General features: G+C 52.7%; 22 protein-coding genes and 1 pseudogene. 2 read left to right on the plus strand and 21 right to left on the minus strand.

All coding sequences use genetic code 11. The features are described from left to right. Window positions 1-59: 59 nt before the first annotated feature. Together Q1Y74_RS07270 and Q1Y74_RS07275 are read right to left on the minus strand one after the other, a co-directional pair. Window positions 60-1,937, minus strand: coding sequence for a P-loop NTPase fold protein (locus tag Q1Y74_RS07270; protein WP_300813389.1), 1,878 nt, complete (start codon window positions 1,935-1,937; stop codon window positions 60-62). Window positions 1,938-2,020: 83 nt separating this feature from the next. Beyond that, a complete protein-coding gene (locus tag Q1Y74_RS07275; protein ID WP_300813391.1) occupies window positions 2,021-2,566 on the minus strand; it encodes a hypothetical protein in 546 nt (181 codons plus the stop codon). A gap of 191 nt (window positions 2,567-2,757) precedes the next feature. On the opposite strand from Q1Y74_RS07275, the gene Q1Y74_RS07280 reads away from it, so the two are divergent. Together Q1Y74_RS07280 and Q1Y74_RS07285 are read left to right on the plus strand one after the other, a co-directional pair. Further along, window positions 2,758-3,030: a type II toxin-antitoxin system HicA family toxin gene (locus Q1Y74_RS07280; RefSeq protein ID WP_300813393.1), complete on the plus strand. Its 273-nt coding sequence runs from the start codon at window positions 2,758-2,760 to the stop codon at window positions 3,028-3,030. An 83-nt stretch (window positions 3,031-3,113) separates the two neighbouring features. Next, window positions 3,114-3,524, plus strand: a complete 411-nt coding sequence (locus Q1Y74_RS07285; RefSeq protein WP_300813395.1) for a type II toxin-antitoxin system HicB family antitoxin — start codon at window positions 3,114-3,116, stop codon at window positions 3,522-3,524. Window positions 3,525-3,580: 56 nt separating this feature from the next. Here the strand turns inward: Q1Y74_RS07285 and Q1Y74_RS07290 are convergent, their stop codons facing one another. The 19 genes and pseudogenes from Q1Y74_RS07290 to Q1Y74_RS07380 all read right to left on the minus strand — a co-directional run. Next, window positions 3,581-5,362 (minus strand): hypothetical protein, encoded by a 1,782-nt coding sequence (locus tag Q1Y74_RS07290; RefSeq protein WP_300813397.1) that lies wholly within the window; start codon window positions 5,360-5,362, stop codon window positions 3,581-3,583. Continuing rightward, window positions 5,355-8,792 carry a phage tail tape measure protein gene (locus Q1Y74_RS07295; RefSeq protein WP_300813399.1) on the minus strand — a complete coding sequence of 1,146 codons (3,438 nt, stop codon included), beginning with the start codon at window positions 8,790-8,792 and terminating at the stop codon, window positions 5,355-5,357. The genes Q1Y74_RS07290 and Q1Y74_RS07295 overlap by 8 nt, the downstream gene beginning before the upstream one ends. Continuing rightward, window positions 8,779-9,321, minus strand: a complete 543-nt coding sequence (locus Q1Y74_RS07300) for a hypothetical protein (protein ID WP_300813401.1) — start codon at window positions 9,319-9,321, stop codon at window positions 8,779-8,781. The genes Q1Y74_RS07295 and Q1Y74_RS07300 overlap by 14 nt, the downstream gene beginning before the upstream one ends. Before the next feature lie 85 nt (window positions 9,322-9,406). Then, window positions 9,407-9,928, minus strand: a complete 522-nt coding sequence (locus tag Q1Y74_RS07305) for a glycosyl hydrolase 108 family protein (RefSeq protein ID WP_300813403.1) — start codon at window positions 9,926-9,928, stop codon at window positions 9,407-9,409. 1 nt (window position 9,929) lies between these two features. Then, the gene (locus tag Q1Y74_RS07310; protein ID WP_300813405.1) at window positions 9,930-10,211 is read right to left on the minus strand and encodes a hypothetical protein; all 282 of its coding nucleotides are present in this window, start codon (window positions 10,209-10,211) and stop codon (window positions 9,930-9,932) included. Window positions 10,212-10,300: 89 nt separating this feature from the next. Beyond that, window positions 10,301-10,780, minus strand: coding sequence for an HU family DNA-binding protein (locus tag Q1Y74_RS07315; protein ID WP_300813407.1), 480 nt, complete (start codon window positions 10,778-10,780; stop codon window positions 10,301-10,303). Window positions 10,781-10,924: 144 nt separating this feature from the next. After that, the gene (locus tag Q1Y74_RS07320; RefSeq protein ID WP_300813409.1) at window positions 10,925-13,153 is read right to left on the minus strand and encodes a GDSL-type esterase/lipase family protein; all 2,229 of its coding nucleotides are present in this window, start codon (window positions 13,151-13,153) and stop codon (window positions 10,925-10,927) included. A gap of 11 nt (window positions 13,154-13,164) precedes the next feature. Next, the gene (locus Q1Y74_RS07325) at window positions 13,165-13,641 is read right to left on the minus strand and encodes a hypothetical protein (protein WP_300813410.1); all 477 of its coding nucleotides are present in this window, start codon (window positions 13,639-13,641) and stop codon (window positions 13,165-13,167) included. Continuing rightward, the gene (locus Q1Y74_RS07330) at window positions 13,638-14,432 is read right to left on the minus strand and encodes a hypothetical protein (protein WP_300813412.1); all 795 of its coding nucleotides are present in this window, start codon (window positions 14,430-14,432) and stop codon (window positions 13,638-13,640) included. The genes Q1Y74_RS07325 and Q1Y74_RS07330 overlap by 4 nt, the downstream gene beginning before the upstream one ends. Continuing rightward, window positions 14,429-15,418, minus strand: coding sequence for a DUF6712 family protein (locus Q1Y74_RS07335; RefSeq protein WP_300813415.1), 990 nt, complete (start codon window positions 15,416-15,418; stop codon window positions 14,429-14,431). Before Q1Y74_RS07335 ends, Q1Y74_RS07330 begins: the two co-directional genes overlap by 4 nt. Before the next feature lie 125 nt (window positions 15,419-15,543). Beyond that, window positions 15,544-16,899: a hypothetical protein gene (locus tag Q1Y74_RS07340; RefSeq protein WP_300813417.1), complete on the minus strand. Its 1,356-nt coding sequence runs from the start codon at window positions 16,897-16,899 to the stop codon at window positions 15,544-15,546. 93 nt (window positions 16,900-16,992) lie between these two features. Continuing rightward, the gene (locus Q1Y74_RS07345) at window positions 16,993-17,271 is read right to left on the minus strand and encodes a hypothetical protein (protein ID WP_300813419.1); all 279 of its coding nucleotides are present in this window, start codon (window positions 17,269-17,271) and stop codon (window positions 16,993-16,995) included. Between the two features lie 5 nt (window positions 17,272-17,276). Next, window positions 17,277-18,356, minus strand: coding sequence for a hypothetical protein (locus Q1Y74_RS07350; RefSeq protein WP_300813421.1), 1,080 nt, complete (start codon window positions 18,354-18,356; stop codon window positions 17,277-17,279). Further along, window positions 18,350-18,847, minus strand: a complete 498-nt coding sequence (locus tag Q1Y74_RS07355; RefSeq protein ID WP_300813423.1) for a hypothetical protein — start codon at window positions 18,845-18,847, stop codon at window positions 18,350-18,352. The genes Q1Y74_RS07350 and Q1Y74_RS07355 overlap by 7 nt, the downstream gene beginning before the upstream one ends. Continuing rightward, window positions 18,831-19,388 carry a phage holin family protein gene (locus tag Q1Y74_RS07360; protein ID WP_300813425.1) on the minus strand — a complete coding sequence of 186 codons (558 nt, stop codon included), beginning with the start codon at window positions 19,386-19,388 and terminating at the stop codon, window positions 18,831-18,833. Before Q1Y74_RS07360 ends, Q1Y74_RS07355 begins: the two co-directional genes overlap by 17 nt. Before the next feature lie 182 nt (window positions 19,389-19,570). After that, window positions 19,571-20,077: a hypothetical protein gene (locus Q1Y74_RS07365; protein WP_300813427.1), complete on the minus strand. Its 507-nt coding sequence runs from the start codon at window positions 20,075-20,077 to the stop codon at window positions 19,571-19,573. Between the two features lie 36 nt (window positions 20,078-20,113). After that, window positions 20,114-20,518, minus strand: a complete 405-nt coding sequence (locus Q1Y74_RS07370) for an ArdC-like ssDNA-binding domain-containing protein (RefSeq protein WP_300813429.1) — start codon at window positions 20,516-20,518, stop codon at window positions 20,114-20,116. A gap of 19 nt (window positions 20,519-20,537) precedes the next feature. Further along, entirely contained in the window at window positions 20,538-20,735 is a 198-nt protein-coding gene (locus Q1Y74_RS07375) for a hypothetical protein (RefSeq protein WP_300813432.1), read from the minus strand. Window positions 20,736-21,695: 960 nt separating this feature from the next. Beyond that, window positions 21,696-22,365 (minus strand): annotated as a pseudogene (locus Q1Y74_RS07380) (hypothetical protein); the annotation flags it as partial.

Here is a 22,365-nt window from a genome sequence, read left to right on the forward strand (position 1 = left end):
TACGAATTCAAATCCGTTTCATTCTAAAGGACTGCTTAAAAGACTGTATTTCAATAATTTCAAAGACCGATTAGCCAACTTTTATTGGACAGTAGTGTAATAGAATATTTATCAATAAGTCTTTTTTTTACAACTTCTTTTTTTAGGTTTTCATTAATCATTTTCAAATTGGGTAATTCTAATCTGCAAATCTCTGTCAGTTCATTTTCATTTAAATGTTCATTCTTAATATAGCGATTTAATAAAAAGTGATAAAATGTATTTTTTGACTCATTAGATAGCCCCAAGATGCCAGATGCAACTTTCAATGTATCTATATTTAAGAATATGGGAGTATGAATATATAAGTGATGTGTTCCTGGTGCAGGCTTCATAATTTCTTTAAATAAGTTGACACAAGTTTGTTCATTTAGGTCTTCCAACATTACAGATATCTCATTGGGACATTCTTCTATTTTCTTATCTATTGTTTCATTGAGATACTTTTTTAATTCGTTTAATATCTCAGCTTGACTTTTATTCTCATATCGCATAAAATTGTTAGCCTTTGCTTTATCTTCCACTAAAACACAAACGTCATCTATACCATTTAACAATCTGTTAATTGATTCTTTCCCCTGCTGAATGATTCTTTCTTTTGATTCGGCAACAAGCCCTTTATCGTATAAGATAGAGAAGGCTGATATGATTAAAAATAGTTCTTTGAAGTCCGTACATTTATCTGCAAAATAATATTCTACGGTATTATTGTAATTTTCTTCATACACCTCGTTGCTCATGGACCAATAGTCATATAACCGTTCCCAACTTGGTAAAGATTTGTTTTCTGTACTGACTATCTGTTTTATATAATCATCTTTAAAATGTCCAGTTTCAATATAGTCAACAATGATTTCAACTACAAATTCATTTAAAAGACTAATTCCCTTTTCAAAATTAATATAATGATATTTAGATAACAGTTTTTCCCGTTCTTTATATTCTTCACTCTTATGGTCATATCCAAAAATCTGACTATGAGTATATTCCTTAATTTTCGTATTACCACTTTTATATTCGCAATATACAGCGACAAAGTTTGCTAAGAGAGAAGAAATAGTTTTAGCATATTGCTTGGAGCGATGAAAGTATTCAGGAAATGACATGACAATCCGATGATAATCGTTCAAGCATTGTCGCAATACTCTTAGATTATTAAACTTTGATGCTTTGAATATTCTTGTTATCAATTCTTTGTTCTCCTTTAACAAATTACGGTTGTTGTTATGGATTTCTTCAATAAAGCATCCAATCGTTTCATCCGTATCAGCGATTATCTCAAAAGTTCTTCCAATCGTTTTTTCTTTGAAGTCTTTATATTTTATTTTCAAGTCCTCACTTTCTTTCAATACTATTTTATCTTCATCTCCAATAATGATTACTTTGCATTTACAATGTTCAACGAAATAATTGATATATCCAAATAATGTTTCAAAGTTGATATTACAACGTTCAAGGTCATCAAAAATAAGTACTTTGTTACCCTTAATTTTTACATTATCTTCTTTTAACAAGAAGCTTGAATCTAAATTGCATATTAGCGATGCCTCTTTTTCACTATTGTCAGAAATATTTATATCACATCGTAATGCAACTTTAGATGCTGTCAACAATGTTTGTTTGGCAAATTTAACTCCTTTACTATAAAGCCAAGGAGATATTTCTTTATTGATACTTTCTGTAATCTGTTGGGTACTGGTAAGGCCATATAATGATACATAGATAGGCAACCACTTTATTTTTTTAATTGTAATTTCATTTTTTGTTTTATATTGCTCTATCCATTGTCGAATGAAATAGGATTTTCCACAGCCCCAAGGTCCTTTCAATAAGATGGCATATTGAGGATTGGGTATTTCTGCATATTCATTGAGGAAATTTGTAACAGATTCATTCATACGATTTTTTCTTATTTAGTTTGAGGCAAATATATTGACTACATTCATTCTCTTATCGTATTATTGATACAATTTTATTGACTTTATTGTATTTTGGAGAGTATATATCCTGACACAATTCCAACTATAACATCAATTACAAATTTGAGAACACGATCTTTTACCGTATTTGATTTGTTGTCATTTTTACTTTTGTACTTATATTTATACTTACTGATATTTTCAGCAATTATAATTTTGGGTGTATAAAGTTTTACTGGGAAAAAGAATGAACCTACAATTATTACCAGACCTATTACGAGTAATAATACAGGGTCTAAATTCCACATAACCTTTTCATTATATATAGAATATAAGGCGATGGTTGAGATAGCTACACCACCAATTCGCACGAGATGCATAATGAAACATAAAATTAAAAATAAAATTGCCAAGAAATATTCACCTATAACGGCAATAATAGCAGATGCGGAGTTGGCTGCTGATGGTTCAATTTCTGCCAGAAATGACGTTAAAAGCAACGGTAGGGTGCAAATAAGTAAAAGTTTGCTCGGCAACAATTTGTTCAATTCATTCACAGATTCTGAAATCTGCGAGATTGTTTCTTTGATAAAGTCTTTCAGTTCCATATAATAAAAACGGCCAGTTCCTTATGCCGTGCGCCCACCGGAACCACCCGGAACCCGATTGACTACGGGTTACACGGCATAAGGAAATGACAATAAAGGTTTGTTTTGGGCAATGGCAAAGATAAAAAATCTGCCGGAAAAACGTATACCAAACATAAATGATATGAGAATTAATATCAAAAAGTTTGCAGATGATATTAATTTTCGTATCTTTGCGTCGTGGCAGTAGTGTGTTGCATAACTTTTTTGTAAAACTATTAAAAAGAAAGGAGGCCGGAGTGAAATACAATGAGCTTGAAAGACTATTAAAGAAAGCTGGTTGTAAACTGGTGGATGACGGTGGCAGACATCCGACATGGTTTAGTCCGAAAACAGGAAAGCATTTTCAGACAAGCCATCACAAATCAGAGGAGGTGAAGCCCGGTACTTTGAAAAGTATCAAGAGGGATGCGGGGATTGATTAATCCCCCATCTCCACTAATTATATATAATTTATATTACTCACTTGGTAAATCAATTATCAAGTCAATCATGTAACGCAAATATTATGGAAAAAAGAAAGATCAATGTTCTTATTGAACGAGGGGTTGACGGCACCTATTCAGCCTTCATTGCTGACAACAACTGTGAATTCGGTTGTATCGGAGAAGGAAAGAGCGTTGAAGAAACAAAAAAAGATTTCTTGGCTGCCGTTGACGAGATGAAAGAAGTGTATCACAAGAATGGAAAAGAGTTTCCTGATGTAGAATTTAATTTTACTTATGACGTAGCGTCTTTTCTTAATTATTATGCTTATGCCTTTACATTGGCAGGTTTGGCCCGTATTACCGGCGTCAATCAAGGGCAGCTGAGTCACTACGTCACAGGCAGAAGAAAACCATCTAAAACCACTGTGGAAAAGATTGAGCAATCTCTGCATGCGTTTGCAAATGAGATTGGCGAAATCAAATTCGCGTAAACCTGAGAATGTAAAATAGAACGGATAATCCCGCCGTAAATGAACGGCGGGATTTTTTATTCTATCCGATAGAACGTCCCCTTCATCACCCTGTCCAGTCCGTCGTGCGTGACGCTGGCCTCTATCTTCTCGCAGAGGTACTTCTTGTTGGCGATGAGGAACACCTTGTTGACGTCCGGCAGGCGGTCGGAGAGGAAGCTGATGGTGTAGGGGATGTTGGAGCGGAAGACTTTCAGGGCGGAGAGGCGGCGGCCCAGGCTGTCGGCGCAGATGTCCTGCAGGCTGAGGGAATAGGGGCGGAAGCCGGTGGTCTGGTTGGCGGGCTTCAGGGCATAGTCGGTGAAGGGAAGGGCGTACTGCCAGGGGTACGTCTGTCCTTGGTAGGTGACGTTCATGGTGACCCACTCGCCGGTGCTGAAGGCCACTTCCATGACGGTGTTCTTCTCCTGCTTCTCGGGCAGCTCCACCTCGCCCTCGATGGCCTGCTGGATGTCGAACTCCTCGTCTTCGATGACCGTGACGTGGTAGCCCACCTTGGGGACATAGACGTTGAGCGGGGCAAAGGGGCTGACGAAACCGTAGTCGGTGGGCGACGACCACAGGCCGATGTTGTGCATCACCATCTCGGCCGGGACGATGCGCAGGGCGGTGTCGGTGTCCGCGCGGTCGGCATCGCGCACCAGGTCGGCGTAGAGGTTCACCTCCTTCAGGCTGTCGGTGCCCTCCTCGTCGCGGTAGTTGATGTAGCAGCGGTTGCCGGCGCGGAACAGCACCGTCTTTCTGAGCTCGGCGTCCATTTCCTGCCAGGCCCGGCTGAGCAGGGTGTAGTCGTCGTAGTCCTGCTTCAGGGCGCGGTCGTAGATGGTGCGGTCCATGCGCAGATAGCCGTTGTCCGTGTGCGAGGGCAGGTCGTAGCCCACGTTGCCGTCGGTCAGGTTCTTGTCTCCGCCGTCCTCGTCAATCTCCGCCTCGTACTCGGTCAGCACGTCCGTAGCCGGGATGATGTTCAGGTCGTCCTCGCGGAAGTAGTCGTTGAGCGGCACCAGGCGGACGGTCTTGGTCAGCTCGTCCACCACGGTGACGGCCATCAGGAACCGCTCCAGCTCGTCGAAGAACTCGGACACCGTCCAGTGGGGCAGCGCCCGTGCCACCTTGCGGGTGCTGACGGCGTTGCAGATGTAGACGTTGCGCAGGAAGTTGCCGTCGAAGAAGCCCTCGTCCAGCGTGTAGCCGAAGTGCTCCACCAGCCGGCGGACGACGGCCAGCAGGTAGGGCTGCACGCAGCGCTCGCCGTAGACGGGCACCAGCTTGAAGGCGTCCGTGCCGAACTGGTAGAGGGTGAGGTTCATCAGGCGGTTGCCCGATGATCCGTCGTAGGCCACCGGCATCCAGACGGCATCCACCTGGTCGACGGAGCCGAAGTAGAGGGGCTTGTCGGCGGCAGGCTTCCAGGCGCGGTCGCCGTAGTAGTCGGGGTCGGGGACGGTGCCCAGGTCCAGTTCGTCGATGTAGATGTCCTCGTTGGTGAGGATGTTCAGTTCAGCGTTGCCCGATACGAGTTGCACCCTGGCCACCTCGTCGCTGATGGAGAGCAGGACTGCGCTGCCGTTGAGCAGCGTCCGCGCTCCGGCCACGAGCCGGGCGGGCAGGATGGTCTTCTGCTTGCCCACGTCCAGGCGGTGGATGTGGCCGAAGATGCCGATGTTTTCCGGCATGGGCAGGTCGATGTCCAGCGAGTAGGCGGAGCTGCTGGTGAAGTACGGGTTCTCGCTGGTCAGCGCGATGCTGAAGTCCGTCGGCAGCCACGCCGGTCGGTTATTGATGTAGAGTTCAGTCATGGGTGCGGTGTCTTGATTTGTTGTTCTGTATCTTCGTATATTCTTTTTGCGCCTCGTTGATGCCGCCCTTGCCGGTCAGGTAGGTCTCGGCGGTGATGGGTTCGTCCAGCCGCTGCTTCAGGCGCCGCAGCGTGCGGTTGCACTCGGCCAGCAGGGCCGCCAGGGCGGGGTCGGTGGACGGTGCAGGCCGGCCGGCAGCTGTTGCGGGCGCCGGGGAGGTGGCGGCAGATGCCGTACGGCTCCCGCTGGCCACGGCTGCAATGTCATCAGCCGTCAGGTTGGCCACATTGCCGCTACGTTGTGCCACGTCGATTACGTCGAAGATGGGGCGCAGGGCGGGATTGGCCACGGCATAGCGGTTGGCCACGAACTCGTTGCTGTGAACCACGCCCTGCGGCTGGTTCCAGTCGCCGGAGGGGGTGAAGCCGCCGGTGTAGAAGTTGCCGATGGCGCCCTTGACGGCGGCGAAAGCTGTTTCGATGGCGGCAATCTTGGCCAATGCCCCCAGTGCCTTTACGAAGTTAAGACCAATGATAGAGTCGGCCAGAGCCTTGATGTAGGTCAGACGGATGTATTGCTCGATGGCATTGACGGCAGTCAGCAACAGCTGCTTCCAGAGGTTCTTCATGGCGTCGTCCTGAGCGGTCAGCAGGTCGCCCAGGGCGTCGCCCAGGTCTTGGCTGGCGGCAGACACGGTATCAACGTACATTTCGGCCATGCGCTGCTGTTCCTCGTACTGCTTGCGGCGGGCTTTGGCTTCCTGCTCCATCTTTTCCTTGGCATCCTCCAGGTCGCGCTTCCTCATTTCCTCGCGTATCTTGTTCTTCTCCTCCTCGCCGACGGCGGTGTCGTCCAGCATCTGCCGGAAGTATTCGTCCTGCAGGCGGCGTAGTTCGGCGTAGAAATCCTCTTCGCTGGTGCGCAGCTGGTAGTGTTGCAGGGTGGCCGATTCCACGGCAAGCTGGTATTGCTTTTGCAGGCGGGTGGAGGTCTGCTTCGAGTTCTCCTCGGCTTCCTTTTCCTCCTGCTTGCGGAGGTCGTCGCGCAGCTTTATCTCCGTGTCGAGTATCTTGTCCGCTATCTGCTGCCGTTCCTTGGGCTCCAGCCCGGCCACACGCAGCTTGTCGTTCAGCAGGGCCAGTTCGGCATCCTGCATCTGCCGGCTGTATTCGGCTTGTGTCATACGGTCGTCGTCCAGGTACTGCTTCTTGATGGCGGCAATGCGGCGGTAGTAGGCTGCCTCGGCGGCGGCGAACTTGTCGGGGTCGGCACCGCCGGAACCGCCGTCTGGCTCGGGATTGTCGTCGTTGCCGGAAGGTTCGGGACTGCTGCCGTCGCCGTCTTCGCCGCCCAGGGAGTTGGACAGTTCCTTGTAGATGTTCATGTAGCTTTCGATGGCCTTCTTGGTGCGCTTCACCTGGCCTTCCAGCCGGACTACCACGGCGTCGTGGGCCGTGAACCCCGTCTGTGCGTAGGTGGCGCTCTTGCGGGCTTCCTCCTGCCCGGCCTTGGCCTCGTCCAGTTGTCGCTGCAGTTCCACCAGGCGGCCGCTCTCTTCCTCGATGTGGCTTTGCGCGCCCTTCAGCATGGCTTCCTCCTTCAGGCGCTTGATGTACTCGTCCTTGGCCTTGACGGCCTTGTCGGTGTTGATGGTCTCCAGCGTGATGTCGCCCAGGTACTGCGGAGAAATCTTGTTTATAGCCTCCATGGCCTCCTTACGGTGCTGGAGACTGACATTGTGATTGGATGCGATTTTCCACAAAGTTTCGAGACGGCTGCGCTGCTCGGCGATGCTGTCGTTGGCCTCTTTCTCCAGCCTGTTCAGTGCCCGCTGCACGTCGAGGTAACGGTTGGCACGGGTGTAGAGCAGGACGAAGGCGGCACCCACGGCGGCGATGGCAGCGGCCATGGCAGCGTACGGGTTGAGGTTGGTCACCAGGTTGAAGGCCACCATGGCGCCGCGGGCTTTGGCCGCCTGCCCCGTCACGGCATAGAAGGCCGCCTGCAGCAGGTAGAGCGAGCCTTGCAGCAGTTTGCCCGCCTTCGTGCCGGCCACCATCAGCAGGTTGAGGGACTTCTGGTAGCCCACCATCAGCCTCTGATAGCCGACGTAGGCCGCTACGGGCACCAGCATGGTGACGAAGGTCATGCCGTATTCCTGCAACCAGTCTATCAGCCCCGGCAGCACCTTCAGCAGATTGGTCGCCAGGTTCGTGCTCACCGTGAACGCCGGGTTCAGCTTCTCGCCCAGCTCGATGGCGGCCAGCTTCATCTTGTTGCGGGCCTGGTCGAGGGCGGCGGCAGCGGTGGAGCTGTTGGTGGCCGCCTGCTCGTAGGCAATGTTCGTGCCGGTGACGGCGGCGGTGTACTGCTTCACCTTGTCGATGTCCTGCATGATGACGCTGGCCACGTTGTAGCCCTCTTCGCCGAACATGTCCTTGATGGCTTTCGCGCCCATGTTCTTGGCGGCCAGATTGTCCAGCGCCTGGTTCAGGCCCACGATTTTGGGGTTGATGTCGTCGGCGCCTGTCTGCAGCACCAGGAAGAACTTCTTCAGCCCCGTACCCGCCACCTCGTCCTTGATGCCCTTCTCGGCCAGCGTCTCGATGAGCCCCACCGTCTGCTCGATGCTGACGTTGGCGCTGGCGGCGGCCACACCGGCGTTGCGGATGGTGCGTGCCTGGCTGGCGATGTTGGCCGCCCCCTCCTTGGAGCCGGCGGCCAGCACGTTGGCGAAGCGTCCCGCCTGGTCGGCCGCCGCGCCATACTGGTTGAGGGAGAGCGTCAGGGCATCCACCGCCTCGCTGAGCTTGATGTCGCCCGCCGCGGCTTGCAGGCGCATGGCTTCTTCGGTGACGGCGGCCAGTGCCTCCTTGTTGCCCAGCAGCTCGGGCTTGGCGGAGCCCACCAGCATGTAGGCGTCGAGAATCTCAGATGCCGACTGCCGCACGCGCAGCCCCTCCTCGGTCATGGTGGTGGAGAGCAGCTTGGCCTGCCGGGTGAGCCAGGCTATGCTGTCGTCGTCCAGCCCCGTCAGCGCCTTCAGCCCTGCCTGCGACTCCTCCAGCTTGTTGCGCTCGTCGCGGAAGGAGCGCAGGGCCAGGGTGACGCCTGTCAGGAAGCCGATGATGGTGACGATGACGCCGCCGAAGCGGTTGAACCCGTCCACCAGCTTGCCTACGCTGAGGGTGGATTTCTTCGTTTCCTCGTTAACGCCCCGGATTTCGTTGCGGTGGTCGCGCAGGATGCCCTTCAGGTGCTGAATCTTCTGCATCGTGCGGTTGTACTCCTCGGAGCCGAGGGTCATGTCCTTGATGTCGCGCTGCAGGCGTTTCACCTCCAGGTCGATGCTGTTGATGTCGTTCTTGATTTCCTTGCCGTCGATGTAGAGGTAGACTCCCCTCTTCACGGTCTTGTCACTTTTTGCCATATCGCTTCTCGATGGTTATCTTGTTGAACTTCTCCAATACTTTCCGCAGGGCCTCGTCTCCGTAGTATTCGCCGGACAGGTCGGCCAGCTGTTCTACGTTCCGGACGATGGGCGGGTCGAGCCAGGGCAGCGGCGAGCGGCGGATGACGGCGTAGTGCTCGTCGACGGTGCGCATCCGCCTGATGCGGTACTCCGACACCCGCAGGGAGCGCAGCTGCAGGCGCTTCTTCTTGTCGGCCCAGGCGGAGTGGCCCTTCATGATGACGCCGTCCTTGACGATGTAGCCCCGCCCGGCACCGTATTCGCGGTAGGCTCCGTATCGCCAGAACCGGAAGCCCAGGCCCACGTAGGCCGCCCCGCCTTCCCGGTCATAGAGATGCCTAGCCGTCAGTTCGCGCGCCAGGCGTCCGCTGCCTTTCGTGCGTTGCAGGATGCTGACCGACTCGCCCCGCACCCGGCGCGTCCAGTCCTCCACGCCGCGGTTGAACTGCGACGCCCTCATCAGTTGGTTTTCCTGTACTTCTGCCATAAAAAAATGCCGTTAACTTTTCGCAAAGCTAACGGCACGACAGAGAGTGAAAAAGGACATCATTTTCGTGCAGTCACGAAAATGGTCAGGCCCGGAACTTGAAATCGTTGATGCGATTCATCCACCCCTTGCGGAATACTTCCTGTGATGGATTTCGTGTACATATTTCATTCACAAAACGAATCCGGTCGGCCTTGATGGCCTCGAACAGCTGCCGCTGGTTGGCCAGGTTGATGCTGGCCACCGTCTGCGGCCCCACGATGCCGTCCACCGTGATTTGCAGCAGCTGCTGCACGCGGCGGATGGCGGGAGCGCCGGACATCCACAGCCAGTCCACACACAGGTTGGCCACCGACTGGTTGTGGATGAAGTCGGCCCGGTAGCGGTCCCAGTAGTGCCGCTTGAACACCCGGAACACATCGTCCGTCGTTATCAGCCGCAGGTCGTCGGCGTCTATGTCCCCGTCGCCGTCCTTGTCGTAGCCGCAGCTGCGCCAGGTGGCGAGGGTGATGCCCATGTTGGTCTTTCCGCCGCGGTCGGCCTCGTGGTCGCTCCATCCGCCTTCCCATTTGCGGATGATTTTGAATAGAACTTCTGCCTTTGCCATACTAAATCAACAGGTAACAGAGTGAAACAAACAGGGTGATGACGCCCGGGACGAGCAGGAAGTCCGCCGGCCGCCCCCAGTGCGGATGCCACGCCGGAGCCGCCAGCGCGGCCAGCAGCAGGCACACGGCGAAAGCCGCCCAGCACGCCGCCGGCAGTGCCTTGACAGGCAGGAATGCCAGCACCGCCAGGGCCGTCATGGCCACCAGGGCAAAGATGACCGTCCCTCCCATCAGCCGCTTGGGCCGGTCGCCGTCGTTGAGGTAAAGAATGAGTTTGAGCATGGTTTCATGGTTTTAAGTGAATACAGAAATCAGGCGGCCCGCCCGCCGCCGGGGTTCCGGCATCCGGTCGGGCCGCTGCGGTTGCGGGGTCAGCCGATGGGGTTGTCGTCGTCACCGCCGCCGGGCTGCGTGCCGCCTCCGGTTCCGTCGTCGGAAGAAGATGCGGCGCTGCCGTCCAGCGGGAGCCACTCGATGCCGCCGGGCACCAGTTCGCGCGTGGCGGACGAGCCTCGGGTCGTTCCTCCCTCCTTGGCGGGCGTGAACTGCACGCGCACCGCCTTCAGCTGCTTCTGGAAGTCGAAGTCCTTCTCCTCCTTCACGCCCTCGGTGGACAGCGTGTAGCGGAACGTGCCCAGCCCGTCCAGGCGGACACTCTTGCCCTGCGCCATGAAGTCGGCCAGCACGCCGGCCAGGTCGCCCAGCACGGCCGCCACGTCCGATTTAGACACTGTGCTGATGCGTGCCAGCCGCTCAGCCACTTCTTTCGTCTCGACGGGGTTTCCCACCGTCACTGCCTGCGGGTAATAGACACCCGTCTCTTTGTTGTACTGTTTCTTGTAGAAAGCCATAATGATTTGGATTTTGTGCCCGTAGGTCCAAGCCTGAAACCTCAAGGGTCAGAGGCTGAGAGCTTGAGGGTTGGAGGCTGGGACCCGGGGCGGGTTAATAAATAAAGGGTTATTTATGGTAATCTTGTCGGGTTATTCTACAGATTATGATATTTTTAAATAATTCCTAATACAAGAACCAGCATACTCTGCCATCTTTTTTCTTCCTTCAGAATTAGGATGAAGCCCGTCCGTTAGATATGGACCTGTACCTGTTTCAAGCATTGATGAAATCCCACAATTTGAGTACATATCTATAACTTCTACAGAAAAAGCTTTGGCAATTTCTTTCATTATTTCTATTTTTTGAAGGTTGTTTTCATTTCCACCCGTATATCTTTGTATTGGATATAATATAAATATTTTACATTTAGGAAAAACCTCGTGTACTTTCTGAATACACCACTTCATCGCTCCTGCTAAAGTATATAGCATATCACCTGTAGGATATGCAATCCCTGTTGCTATGGCTGATTCTGGAGAAGTTTTATCAGAGTCATTAGTTCCCATAGAAAAAGCAAATATGTCTGGCTGAGGATATATACCAGCTTGTACTTCTGCAATGAATTTTTGCACGTGAACTTTCGCACAATTATTGCATCTTTTTTGGATTTCTACTGGGTCTATTGTACTTTCCCACCCATTACTGATTCCCGCAAAATCTGGGTCGTCATATTCTTGTGTCTGATAAGTTATGCCATCTAATACTTGTTTTTTACAAGCCCAAGTAGCAGAGCCTACTGCTACATTATGGTGAGTTGCAAATCCTAATTTTTCTGAAACTAAATAACTCCATTGATTTCCTGCCGTAATACTATCACCATCAACACCAAAGTTTATATCACTGTATTCTGTATTTGCGGTAAATCCTTTTATTCTTGGGTCATTTTTTCCTAATTTCTGTATTGTAGGTTTATCTGTAAACGATGTGCTCCAATATATAGGAACCCATTTATTAGATGTCTTACTAAAATATCCTCTAATTATATTCCAGTCAACCAAAGCATATAGTGTGCCTCTTTCTCCAGTGTATCTTATAACATCACAGTAGCTATAATCAAAATTTGCAATATTTGTATTGATATACCTCGCAGCATTTTTTTGTGACCCACTAATCTCCATATCAGTTTTGTCGAAAACCCATAAGTCAAATTGAGTCGCTCCGAATGTTTCAGAGCCTGAATTAGAATAACAGCTCAAAGCGTTCAACGTAAATTCGTGGTCTTTATACTCATCAAAAGGAACAAAGGCAATGAATTTTATTGCGTTGTTAACAAAATGTGATTTATAACTATCTCCAACTCTATTCCATATCAAACCGTTACTTGTAAACCCGGATAATTTTTCATTAGTAACTGAATTATAGTCATTTATATATGCCATTAAAAATGGTTCCTGTGAGCCTTTTATCTGATTTAAAGTATATCCACTAATATAGATATATTCTGCATTATCAGGAATTGAAAGTTTAACTCTGTTATAGATCTCATTTTTATCGTGCCCAATCAATTCGCTTGATATGTATTTATCTTCTGCATCAGTGTATATTGCGCCATATACTATAGCACCATAAGGATTACAAGTAAGTAAAACTTCTCTTGTCTTTGGAACTTGAATTTTTACACACTTATAATTAGCTTTTGCTTCATGTTCAGTTACCATAACACTATCTCCCGACTTTTTCCAAAACCCTTCTTGCAAGGCACTGATAGAAAATGCTTCTTTATAAAACAAAAGGCTGTCTATTCCTTTAGAACTAAATTTACATTTAGCTACATACCCAACGATAGAAGTTGTACTACGATTTGTAACTGCTAAATACTTAGCGTTCATTGGAACACTTATTTCTTGGGTTAGATTCCCTGGACTTGTAGGTCCTAATTTAATCAGACTGCTGTTTGAGATTTCATGTGAAGAGTAAAACGCATATTTATATGCAACTGGAGCATCCATATTATATATGGACAATGCTATCTTACCGATCCCTTCTATATTGTATTTTTGTACTCTAAAAATAGTCTCTTCTCCAGTTATATTTCCGTCAAAACCTATATACCCATTAATAGTAACATAGTCATTTATAATTACCAAATCAGTCTTTAAATCTAACGTCTGATTTATAATATCATTATTGCAATTTACAATATTATTGACATCTACAATGTTATTTTCTAATTCCCCAACCTTCTTCTCCTGCTCCTCCACATCCTCCTTCTGCCTCTCCACCATATCCACCAGCTGCCCGCCGACCAGCGTGTGTGTATTGCTTTCGGGGAGTTCGTTGTTCTTGATTTGGGTGGCTGCTGCCAACAATTCTTCGTATGTCTTTGCCATAATCGTAGTGTTTAAGTGAATAGTTCTTTGCAGTTGATGGGCTTGTAGGGTTCCTCCACCTGCAGGGCGGCCATCACGCCATACTGCTGGTTGTCGTGGTTGGCCACGTACTCCACCTCCACCTGCTCCAGGGAGAAGGAGAGGCGGAGGAGGCGACGGCGGCGGTCGTCCACCAGGCGGTTGAGAAAGCTGTCGAGGATGGATTCGCAGCGGCTGAGGGCGCGGTCTATCCCGGCGTAGTCGGACGTGTCTGCAACGTGGTCGACGATGAACAGCAGGTATTCGCGGACCTTGGTGTACTGGCCGGGAGACCCGCCGTAGTCGAAGCCGCCGCCGCGGTCCACGATGACCGCCGGATAGCGCAGCACGCTGTCGATGGACGTGTGGCGGACCCGCTCCGAGGAGAGGAAATGGATGTGGCCGTCCGCCTTGTCGCGGATGTCCACGTGCCTTTCGGCCAAATGCTCTATGTAGTCTATCAAGTTCATCTTTTCTTGGTTTGGGCGTCGCGGATTCGTCTGTTCAGCAGCCGGAAGGCGGTGGTGGCGGGCATCTGGCGGAACTTGTCCATCTGCGCCACGTTGTCGCCGACGAATGCGTCGAAGATGTCCAGCCAGTTCACCGTGTGGGAAGCCGGCTTCTGCCGTCGGTCCGGCGGATTGTCGGGGCCGTCGTCCGTCGGAAAGAGCCAGGGGAACGAGTGCGAGAGCCAGCATCTGACGAACACGTAGTTCAGGAAGATGGCGTACTTCGCCGTTCGGTCCTCGCGTGCCAGCTGCTTCCGTCGGCGGGCGGGGTTGAGCACCTTCGGGTGCGAAAATAGGCCTTTCCGGGCGTCGGGAGGTAGGACAACGTGCTCGGCCGGGAGGAGGTAGAGCAGGGAGACGAAGTGGTCGAGCGAGGCGTCGAGCCCGTCGCGGACGTAGCGGCTGAAGGCGGTGTCGGCCAGCATGAAGTGCTCGAAGGTGATGCCCTTGAGCCGCACGCCGGGGGCCCGCAACCTGCCCAGCGAGGGCAGGATGAAGCGGTCCAGCCGCACGCGGCAGTCGCCCAGGAACTCGGTGAGCTTCGTCAGGCTGTAGAGCTGGTAATCGTCGAGCAGGCGGGCAGGCAGGCCGAAGAACGTGGCCAGGAACCGCTCGGGCTCCACCTCCTGCCGGTAGAGGGCGGCCACCTGCAGGAACTGCTGCGGCGTGAGCTCGGCCCACGACTCGGGCACCACCCGCACACAGCGGTGGCTGATGCCCCAACGGCGGTATTCGAGGACGAGCGTTTTCATGCCCAGAAGGTGCGTTTGCGGTCGTTGTCACGGTCAAAGACCTGCTGCGGGCTGCCGGCGTCGAACTCGGCGAAGTGGGTGCGGACGACCTGCCGGAGGGCGGTCATGTACATGTCGGCATCGGCCTTCAGGTTCTGTATCTGCATGGCGATGCGGTCGGTACCCAGGGGCTGCCGCTTCTCGTTGCCCTTCTCGCCCGCCTCGATGGTGCTGAAGTACAGGCCGCGGTCGGTCAGGCTGCCCGTCTCCATCATCAGGCGGCGCACGGCCATGGCCACGACGTAGTTGGCACAGGCCCGGCGCAGCTGCTCCACCTGCCGGAGGGCCTCTTCGTCGGCGGGCGGATTATTCAGGCTGCCGACGAGGTGGGCATAGAGCTTCCCGCCGATGGCCGGCACGAGCAGCATCTCTTCCACGAAACGCAGGTGGGGCTGGAGGCGGAGGAAGATGATGCGGCTGCCGTTGATGAAGACCACGCTGTTGACGTCGTCCGTGGTGCGGACGATGGCCGACCGGAGGCGGAGGCAGGCGTCGGACTTCTCGAACTCGGGGTAGAGGTCGAGGTGGGTATAGAGGTAGTCGAGCAGCTGGTCGAGGGCGTTGAAGCCCTTGTTCTTGTAGCCCTGCCGCAGGTTGTCCTCCTGGTACTTGTAGGCAGGCTTCAGGGTGCCGTTCTCAGACTCCTGCCGCTGGAAGCCCGCGTCGGTGATGCGGACGCTGATGGCGTCGAACTCGTACCACAGCGCCAGGTTGGCGTTGGCCCGGCGGGCAATGTCGAGCAGGCGGACGTCTTCTTCTTTCGGTTCCGGCTCCTCGCAGACGGCCTCCAGGCGGGCGGCCATCTCCTCGCCCAGCAGGGGGACGATGAACAGGTTGTAGGCATTGCGCAGCGGCGTGGCCATCATGGCATAGCTGACGGCGGTGTTGACTTTGATGTAGGCCCGGATGGTGTCGCCATCGAGCCAGGTGTGTTCGGAGAAAAGCATTTTGATAGCGGTTAGGGGTTAATGGTGAATGGTTAATGGTTAATGGTTAATGGTGAATGGTTAATGGTGAATAATGGTTAGGGGTTGTTGGGAGAAATTGACCATTAACCATTCACCATTCACCATTAACTAAGTGTCTTCTTGGTTCCGCTTCCGCTGTCCAGCGTGACGAGGATGGTGTTGCGGAAGCGCAGTTCGCAGTCGGGCATGCCATTGATGCGGATGTACAGCTCAATGGGATCGAGGATGTTCTGACGGTCTATCCATGCGTTGGCTATGTTCACCAGGAAGGCCTCGCGGATGTTGCTTCCTCCCTGGTTTCCGGCATAGGTACCGCCCGGCATTCCGGCGCCCATCACGTTGGGGTTCACCATCAGGGCGAAGAGGATTTCGCTGTTGGCGGCGGCAGACACCGGCAGGTTGTCGCTGCCCTGGTACTTGTTCTCCAGCGGCTTAATCTTCCACTCTTCCTCGATGCGCCCGTTGGCCTCGTTCACGGCGTACATGGAGAACAGGGGCTTTTCGGCGTTGTCCGGCCCGCAAAGGTTCATCTCCACCTGGTCCATGTATTTGTTGATTTCAACTTTCCGCTGGTCCGGGGTGTAGTCCTTGGCCGGATACTTCTTCTCCCAGTAGCTGTAAGGTATCTGCACGTGCCACTTCCAGGTAATCTGGTTTTGGTAGGCTTTCTTCAGGAAGCGGGGTATCAGGTGGGCAATCTCCGTCCATCCGCAGACGAAGGCCGGGAACCAGACGGGCATCCCGTAGAGGTCGTCGTTGCTCCAGCTGTCGCGCACCGGCATGATGAAGCCGTTCTTCATCTTGTCCGCGAATTTCAGCACTTCGAGGTGCATTTCGGGGTCGAACTCGGACAGCACCTCCCACTTGCTGTACTGCCCGGCGTCCGGACGCTGCGGCCAGTAGCCGGAGACGATGCAGCGGCAGGCACCGTAGGCATCCAGCTCGGAGTAGCGGCGGAACAGGGCGTTCACGGGACTGACGCCTGCAAACGAATTGCCGGCAGCCGAAGGCACGAACTGCACCGCCCCGTTGCCGAACTTCAGATAGTCGCGTAGCACCTTCTCCATGTAGCGGCGCACCTGGCGCGAGGCCACGAACTGCTGCACCCGGCTGTCCGTAACGGGCTCCAGCAGTTCGTTGCCGTTGTCGTCGAAGCCCTTCACCCGGCAGGGATAGATGCCCTGTCCCAGCGTCAGGTTGCGCAGGAACTTCAGCCCCGTATTGAGCACGCTGGTACCGGCTATCTCGCGTTCGGCTATTTGAGGGAAGTCGTTACCAGCACCCCAGGGGCGAATCTTCACGCCGTCGATGTCGATGTAGCTGCTCTCATTCAGATCATACGGCATCAGTATCTTCAGACGTTCATTTGCCTGGTTGGAAGGGAGGCCGGACGTCTCGCCGAAGACGTATGTGCTCTGCATCAGCAGGGGAAAACCTTCTTGGTTGAACAATATATCCATTGGTTTAATGGTTAATGGTTTGTGGTTAATGGTGAATGGTTAATGGTTAGTGGTGAATGGAAAATTCTTCATTCCTCATTCTTCATTCTTCATTTATAAGATTACTTTCATTCGGTTATACTCCAGTATCAGGTCGATGTCCACGGGGTACGGATGCCCCTCGGGGTTGCCTTTGCAGTCGCAGGGCTGCACGCCCCGCAGCTGGTGTTCCTTCATGTTCATGCGGCCCGCCCCGCAAGCGTAGGCCTGGGGGATGAAGTAGAGCTTGCCCTCCTTGCTGACGAACTTCACGGAGAAGATGCGCCGGCGGCCGCGTTCGTCGGTGCGGATGTCCAGGTCGGAGAGCATGAGGTTGCGTCGGATTGTTTTCATATCTTTTAGTCAAATGTATAGTCAAACGTCTGGTCGAAGATGCGTCCCTTCAGCGGGTTGGTGCGGCTGAACTTGCCGTAGGGGCTGACGGCCGGCCGGAAAGAGAGCGAGACGCTGATGCGCTCGTTGCCGATGTGCTGGTGGGCGAAGTCGATGCCGGTGATGACGACGGGGATGTTGCGTCCGTCTTCCAGCAGTCGGATGTCGGGCGAGGTAAGCATGTCCTTCAGACTCTCGTACTTGTCGGGCTGCATGTAGCCGGAGTTGACGGTGCGCCCCTGCACCAGGTCGGGATTGATGCACCGCTCGCGGTCGAGCATCCTCGCCGTTTCGCCCTCCAGTTCGGGCTCCTCGGTCTCCAGCCCCAGCAGGGTGAGGGTCTCAGGCACGCCGAAGTTGTTCAGGTAGAGGAAGGTGGTCTGACGGCGGCGGGCACGGCGGTCTACGACGTACTTCACCCGGTCGGCCACGCCCTCGGCATTGGTCAGCGTGACGAGGTAGTAGAGGACGGCATCGGCCTGCACGCCGGCCAGCGAGGCCACCCGCTGCGCCGATACCCGGTAGGCCATGAAGCCCGCCATGCCCGCCGTGGAGACCTGCTTCTGCACGTAGCGGGCGGCGCCGCCGTCCAGGTAGGCCACGCCTATCTGCAGCCCCATGCCCGAACCCGCCGCAAAGGGGAAGAACTCCTCGCGACCCTCGGCCGTCAGCACCTCCTTGTAGCGGCTCAGGATGTAGCCGTCGGGCACTATCATGTCCAGCGGCATCCGGCTGTAGCAGGCGTTCAGGTAGAGGGTTAGCGAGCCGTTGCTGTCCACCGCCCGCAGTGTCACCTGCAGCGGGTTGCAGCGGACGGAGTCGGCCACGCTGTCCAGCTCCGGCAGCGCGAAGTAGGGGCGCAGGAGCGAAGGCAGGTCGCGCAGCGTCACGCTACCCGCTTCGTCGGGATAGAACGTCTCGGTCAGTATTTCACCGGCCGTGGCCAGCGATACGTGTACCTCGGCATAGTCTGCCACCTCGGTCAGCGTGATATCCTTCACGTCGTAGAGGAAGAACTTCAGGTTGTTGGAGATATCCGCTACCATTGCCACAGTGTTTTCTGCACGCCGACCACCGGCGTGCGGTTAGTGAAATCATATCCCGCCCGGAACTCCCACGACCTGCGGCGGTAGCCCGCCACGACGGCGCACAGTCCGCGCCCCAGGTCGGCGCCCAGCGTCAGGGCATTGTCGCGAACCACCGGCTGCCGGTAGTTGACCACCACCTGGCGGTCCAGCAGGCGGTTCTGCCCGACGACGTCCGTCAGCTCCACCCGCAGGTAGGGGCGCTCGACGATGGTGTCGCGGTAGTGCCGTTCGTTGAAGTAGTCGGCCAGGATGGCGGCTGTGTCCACCCGGGCAGGAACCGTGCGCTCCACCACCATCGGCGTGCCGATGACGTCGACCAGCGTGTCCGTAATCTCCACCGTCACGGCAGGCGGGACGATGGGGGCAGGCCTCCGGGCCGTGCAGCGCCCCAGCCCGAAGGCCAGTGCGGCCAGTGCCGCCGCCAGGATGTATCTACTTGCCTTCTCCATGCCGTTTGCGTCTGATTTGTTCGGTCACTTCGCCCCACAGGTCGGACACCTTGTTGATGAGTTCGTCCTTGGGTTTGCCGTCGATGACGGCCAGGTTCTCCAGGATGCTGGTCAGGTGCTCCACGCAGAACCACGACATCACGAAGAACTTCACCACGCTGAAGAACAGCGCGCCGATGGTGTGATAGATGAATTCTTCCTGCAGGAGGCATTCCTTGTAGAAGGCATGGATGACGTAGATGAGCACAAGCCAGATGCTCAGCTTGATGATGCAGCGCGAGAAGCGGAAGGACTCGAAGGGGATGCCCTGCCGTCGGCTGGCCCGGATGCCGGTGCGCATCTCCGTGGCGATGGCCACCAGCATGGCCACGGCCAGGAACGGGCTCAGACCCAGCCATTGGGTGACGAAGGCCGCCACGGCGCTCAGCGAGATGGCGGGCACCTGAAGGCCGTACTTGAACGAGGGAGCCACGGACAGCAGAAAATCGGGGATGCTGTCGTAGCCGTAGGTGCTTAGGTATTTGGAAAAGAGGCGTACCATGTGTTTTTTTGAGGCAAAAATAATAGACACGCACAGGCACAGATAGGACACCTTTCCCCTCCGTGGTTGAAGGAACGGAGATATAACAAACCTTTTTGGGCCCCATGCCGTTTTGCAAGCGGACGAGCAAAACGGCATGGGCGGGCGCAGAAAGCCCCGCCAGCGAACTGACGGGGCATAAATCAGGCAATTAGTTGAGCCTCAATCTCTCGGACTTTATCCTTTATCTTCCCACGTATGAAGTGGATAAATTCCACGATTATAAGGCGGTTACTGATAGAAAAAGCATCATCGTCTCTATATGAACTTCCTTGGCAGAACTTAAGTTTGTACATGCCAGTATTAAAACCTTCTTCTTGTGAAAGCTCATCTTCCGCTTTTCCCAATTTATCCATCACTTCAATAAATTGCACCCGATTTTCTGAAAGTTTCTTTTTCCGCTCCAGCTCGGCTAAACATTTTTGCAATTCCGCCGTTCGTTGTTCGATTTCTTTTTTCAGTTCTTCAGCATCTTTCACTTTGGGCTTAGAAGACCTGTTGATGTCTTTTGCTTCCTTTTTCTGCTTGTCGTTATCTTTTGCAGGTTCTCCAGTTGATGGTGCAGAAATGACGAGCACATTCCCGTTTGTCTTCATAGTTTCTACGGTTTTAGCAATCTCACTACCAATTTTCTTTACTTCTTTTTCCATAATCTTGAATTTTTATAAGTTAATAAATAGGGTTAATTAATCGTTTTCTTTGGATTTCGTCATTTTGTGAACTTGGCATTCCGCAAACAGATAGCACAAAGGGAAATAATCATCATCTTTTTTCTTCTCCTCTTCCTGCTCCGTTTCTTTAGCCGTGTCCTCTTTTTTTTTCTTGTTGAATGAAACAGGACTTCCCCACACAAGAAGTGCCTTTTCTCCCTTTTTAACAGAGAAGCCTTCCTCTTTCCACTCTGAAAAAGTTTTCAAATTTTTAAAGCCTTTGCAAGCGTAATAAAATCGTAATAATCCGTTTACGGTGTCGTCCTCATTCCCCATATACTGGCCTTTATCTCGGGCAGACACCAAGGCGTTAGAAAGTTCTCTTAACTTCATTCGTTTCTCTTGCATTTCAGCGATGTTTTTGGTTTCTTTCTTTTTCATATCATTATGTTTTAAATTGTTATGCTTCAAATATTACAAAGTCCTCTACCGTTTGAAAATAATTATCTCCATTGCTGAAAAGCTCCCATTTCTTCCCATTTTCATCTAAAAAAACGATACAAAGTTCTCGGACATTATCCCATTTTTTCAGGATTTTATAACCTTTGAAATTTTCCTCTAATACGTTGATAGCCTGTGCAAAAGTGAATGTTTTCATTGTGCGTAATTTTAATGTTGAACCTTGAGCTCGTGGGTGTGAGCCTTTATTTGGCTGTTTCCCTGATTAGAGCTTTTTTTTGTGCGTCGCCTGTCGCTACGCGGTATGTTTCGCCTTTTTTACGCCACAAGAATTGCGGTGCCGAGGATGACTACCAGCAAGGTTCTGCCGAAAACCGAAGGCTTGAATACTACCTTAAGGTGGAGATTTTTTCAGCAGACAGCGCCTGACCTTGCCTGTCAGACCGGTACCCTACATTCGTGGCAAAAAAAGCGGAACTGCGTGGTGATAGGTGACAAAAAAATGGCGATAATCAGAAGAGGAAACAGCCTGGAAAGTCATAGTTGGAAACTATACCTCTCTGCCCGGTTATGTATATGGTCAACCGCAGCTTGCGAGGTTCCATAGAACGATAACGGGGCGTAAACAGCCGATTACGGCATGAAATGCGGTAATCTCTGCGTGTACGCAAATAGGAAACACCTCTCTGCCTGGTCGAAGTAAACAGAATGACGGATTAGGCTCCGCCCCGTATTCTGATTTCTCCGACGTGGCGAAAAAGTATGGTCACGGCGTTACAAACGCGGTGACCCCTGCGTGGGCGTAAGCATACAATCAGAAAGCGTGCTTTCTACATATATGCAAAAACTCCGTGCGGCTAAGTTTCGCAACGCCGTATGCAATACGATACGTAGCGAAGCGTGCCGCACGGAGTTTTTGCGAATTTGTTAACAAATGTTATCGCAGATTTATTATTTTGGATGGTTGCAATTTATTCATTGGTTTCCATATAAAATGGAAAGAAACGGAAGTTTCTGCCGACCGCGCCCTATCCCAAAACGAAAAAGAAATCGCAATCGGTAAGGAAATATGACACGTGGGGCACCCCCTCGCCCTGTCCTGTGTCGGCTGCGCTGTCCTCTGTGCTGGACATGCTGTTGCGATAAGGCTTGCGGTGCTTCAGATGCGGGCATCAACGAAGATGCTGCCCTGACGGAGGATGTGGCCGTACTTGGTCCAGATGCGCTTGTCCACGGCATCGCCCAGGTGTGTAGCTTCTTCGGGCAGGATGGAGCGGTTGCGCTCGCTGCGCTTGTCCTTCTCGAAGCGGCCGTCGCGCTCGATGACGCGGGTGTTGTTCATGGAGATGAGCGTGTACTTGCACTTCGAGCCGTTGAAGCGCTTGCGCGGGTAGCGTTCGTCCTTCTCGGCCAGGATGCCGGCCCAGAGCAGGAACTTGTCGTGCTGGGGCGGCTCCATGCCGGCGTGGGTGTGCTGCTCCACGGTCCATCCGTTGCGCTCCAGCCGCTCGATGGCGAGTTGGTTGTACGACTTCTTGGCGTTGGCGCGGCGGGCGTCGCCGTAGCGGTCGCGATAGTAGTGCACGTGCTTGTTGAGGTGGTGGCGGTAGTAGTGGCAGAACTTGTCCATCAGGGCGTTGACCATGGTATCGTCTTCTTCGTCGCGCTTGACGAAGAATTCGTTGATGTTGGTGTCCACGGGGTCGCGCGTCAGCTGACCGGTGACGAAGTCGTAGTTGCGCTCCTGCGCCACTTCGAGGAAGCTTGCGGCACTGCCCCAGTCGGGCGTGATTTCGATGGGCTGCGTGGGGCTGCAGTCCAGGTCGCGG

The organism is uncultured Bacteroides sp. (genome assembly GCF_949298305.1).
Taxonomy (GTDB): Bacteria; Bacteroidota; Bacteroidia; order Bacteroidales; family Bacteroidaceae; genus Bacteroides.

What these genes read in the sequence shown, in the direction of transcription:
- Q1Y74_RS07270 (WP_300813389.1), bottom strand. Translation starts at nt 1,937, where the DNA reads ATGAATGAATCTGTTACAAATTTCCTCAATGAATATGCAGAAATACCC.
- Q1Y74_RS07275 (WP_300813391.1), bottom strand. Translation starts at nt 2,566, where the DNA reads ATGGAACTGAAAGACTTTATCAAAGAAACAATCTCGCAGATTTCAGAA.
- Q1Y74_RS07280 (WP_300813393.1), top strand. Translation starts at nt 2,758, where the DNA reads ATGATATTAATTTTCGTATCTTTGCGTCGTGGCAGTAGTGTGTTGCAT.
- Q1Y74_RS07285 (WP_300813395.1), top strand. Translation starts at nt 3,114, where the DNA reads ATGGAAAAAAGAAAGATCAATGTTCTTATTGAACGAGGGGTTGACGGC.
- Q1Y74_RS07290 (WP_300813397.1), bottom strand. Translation starts at nt 5,362, where the DNA reads ATGACTGAACTCTACATCAATAACCGACCGGCGTGGCTGCCGACGGAC.
- Q1Y74_RS07295 (WP_300813399.1), bottom strand. Translation starts at nt 8,792, where the DNA reads ATGGCAAAAAGTGACAAGACCGTGAAGAGGGGAGTCTACCTCTACATC.
- Q1Y74_RS07300 (WP_300813401.1), bottom strand. Translation starts at nt 9,321, where the DNA reads ATGGCAGAAGTACAGGAAAACCAACTGATGAGGGCGTCGCAGTTCAAC.
- Q1Y74_RS07305 (WP_300813403.1), bottom strand. Translation starts at nt 9,928, where the DNA reads ATGGCAAAGGCAGAAGTTCTATTCAAAATCATCCGCAAATGGGAAGGC.
- Q1Y74_RS07310 (WP_300813405.1), bottom strand. Translation starts at nt 10,211, where the DNA reads ATGCTCAAACTCATTCTTTACCTCAACGACGGCGACCGGCCCAAGCGG.
- Q1Y74_RS07315 (WP_300813407.1), bottom strand. Translation starts at nt 10,780, where the DNA reads ATGGCTTTCTACAAGAAACAGTACAACAAAGAGACGGGTGTCTATTAC.
- Q1Y74_RS07320 (WP_300813409.1), bottom strand. Translation starts at nt 13,153, where the DNA reads ATGGCAAAGACATACGAAGAATTGTTGGCAGCAGCCACCCAAATCAAG.
- Q1Y74_RS07325 (WP_300813410.1), bottom strand. Translation starts at nt 13,641, where the DNA reads ATGAACTTGATAGACTACATAGAGCATTTGGCCGAAAGGCACGTGGAC.
- Q1Y74_RS07330 (WP_300813412.1), bottom strand. Translation starts at nt 14,432, where the DNA reads ATGAAAACGCTCGTCCTCGAATACCGCCGTTGGGGCATCAGCCACCGC.
- Q1Y74_RS07335 (WP_300813415.1), bottom strand. Translation starts at nt 15,418, where the DNA reads ATGCTTTTCTCCGAACACACCTGGCTCGATGGCGACACCATCCGGGCC.
- Q1Y74_RS07340 (WP_300813417.1), bottom strand. Translation starts at nt 16,899, where the DNA reads ATGGATATATTGTTCAACCAAGAAGGTTTTCCCCTGCTGATGCAGAGC.
- Q1Y74_RS07345 (WP_300813419.1), bottom strand. Translation starts at nt 17,271, where the DNA reads ATGAAAACAATCCGACGCAACCTCATGCTCTCCGACCTGGACATCCGC.
- Q1Y74_RS07350 (WP_300813421.1), bottom strand. Translation starts at nt 18,356, where the DNA reads ATGGTAGCGGATATCTCCAACAACCTGAAGTTCTTCCTCTACGACGTG.
- Q1Y74_RS07355 (WP_300813423.1), bottom strand. Translation starts at nt 18,847, where the DNA reads ATGGAGAAGGCAAGTAGATACATCCTGGCGGCGGCACTGGCCGCACTG.
- Q1Y74_RS07360 (WP_300813425.1), bottom strand. Translation starts at nt 19,388, where the DNA reads ATGGTACGCCTCTTTTCCAAATACCTAAGCACCTACGGCTACGACAGC.
- Q1Y74_RS07365 (WP_300813427.1), bottom strand. Translation starts at nt 20,077, where the DNA reads ATGGAAAAAGAAGTAAAGAAAATTGGTAGTGAGATTGCTAAAACCGTA.
- Q1Y74_RS07370 (WP_300813429.1), bottom strand. Translation starts at nt 20,518, where the DNA reads ATGAAAAAGAAAGAAACCAAAAACATCGCTGAAATGCAAGAGAAACGA.
- Q1Y74_RS07375 (WP_300813432.1), bottom strand. Translation starts at nt 20,735, where the DNA reads ATGAAAACATTCACTTTTGCACAGGCTATCAACGTATTAGAGGAAAAT.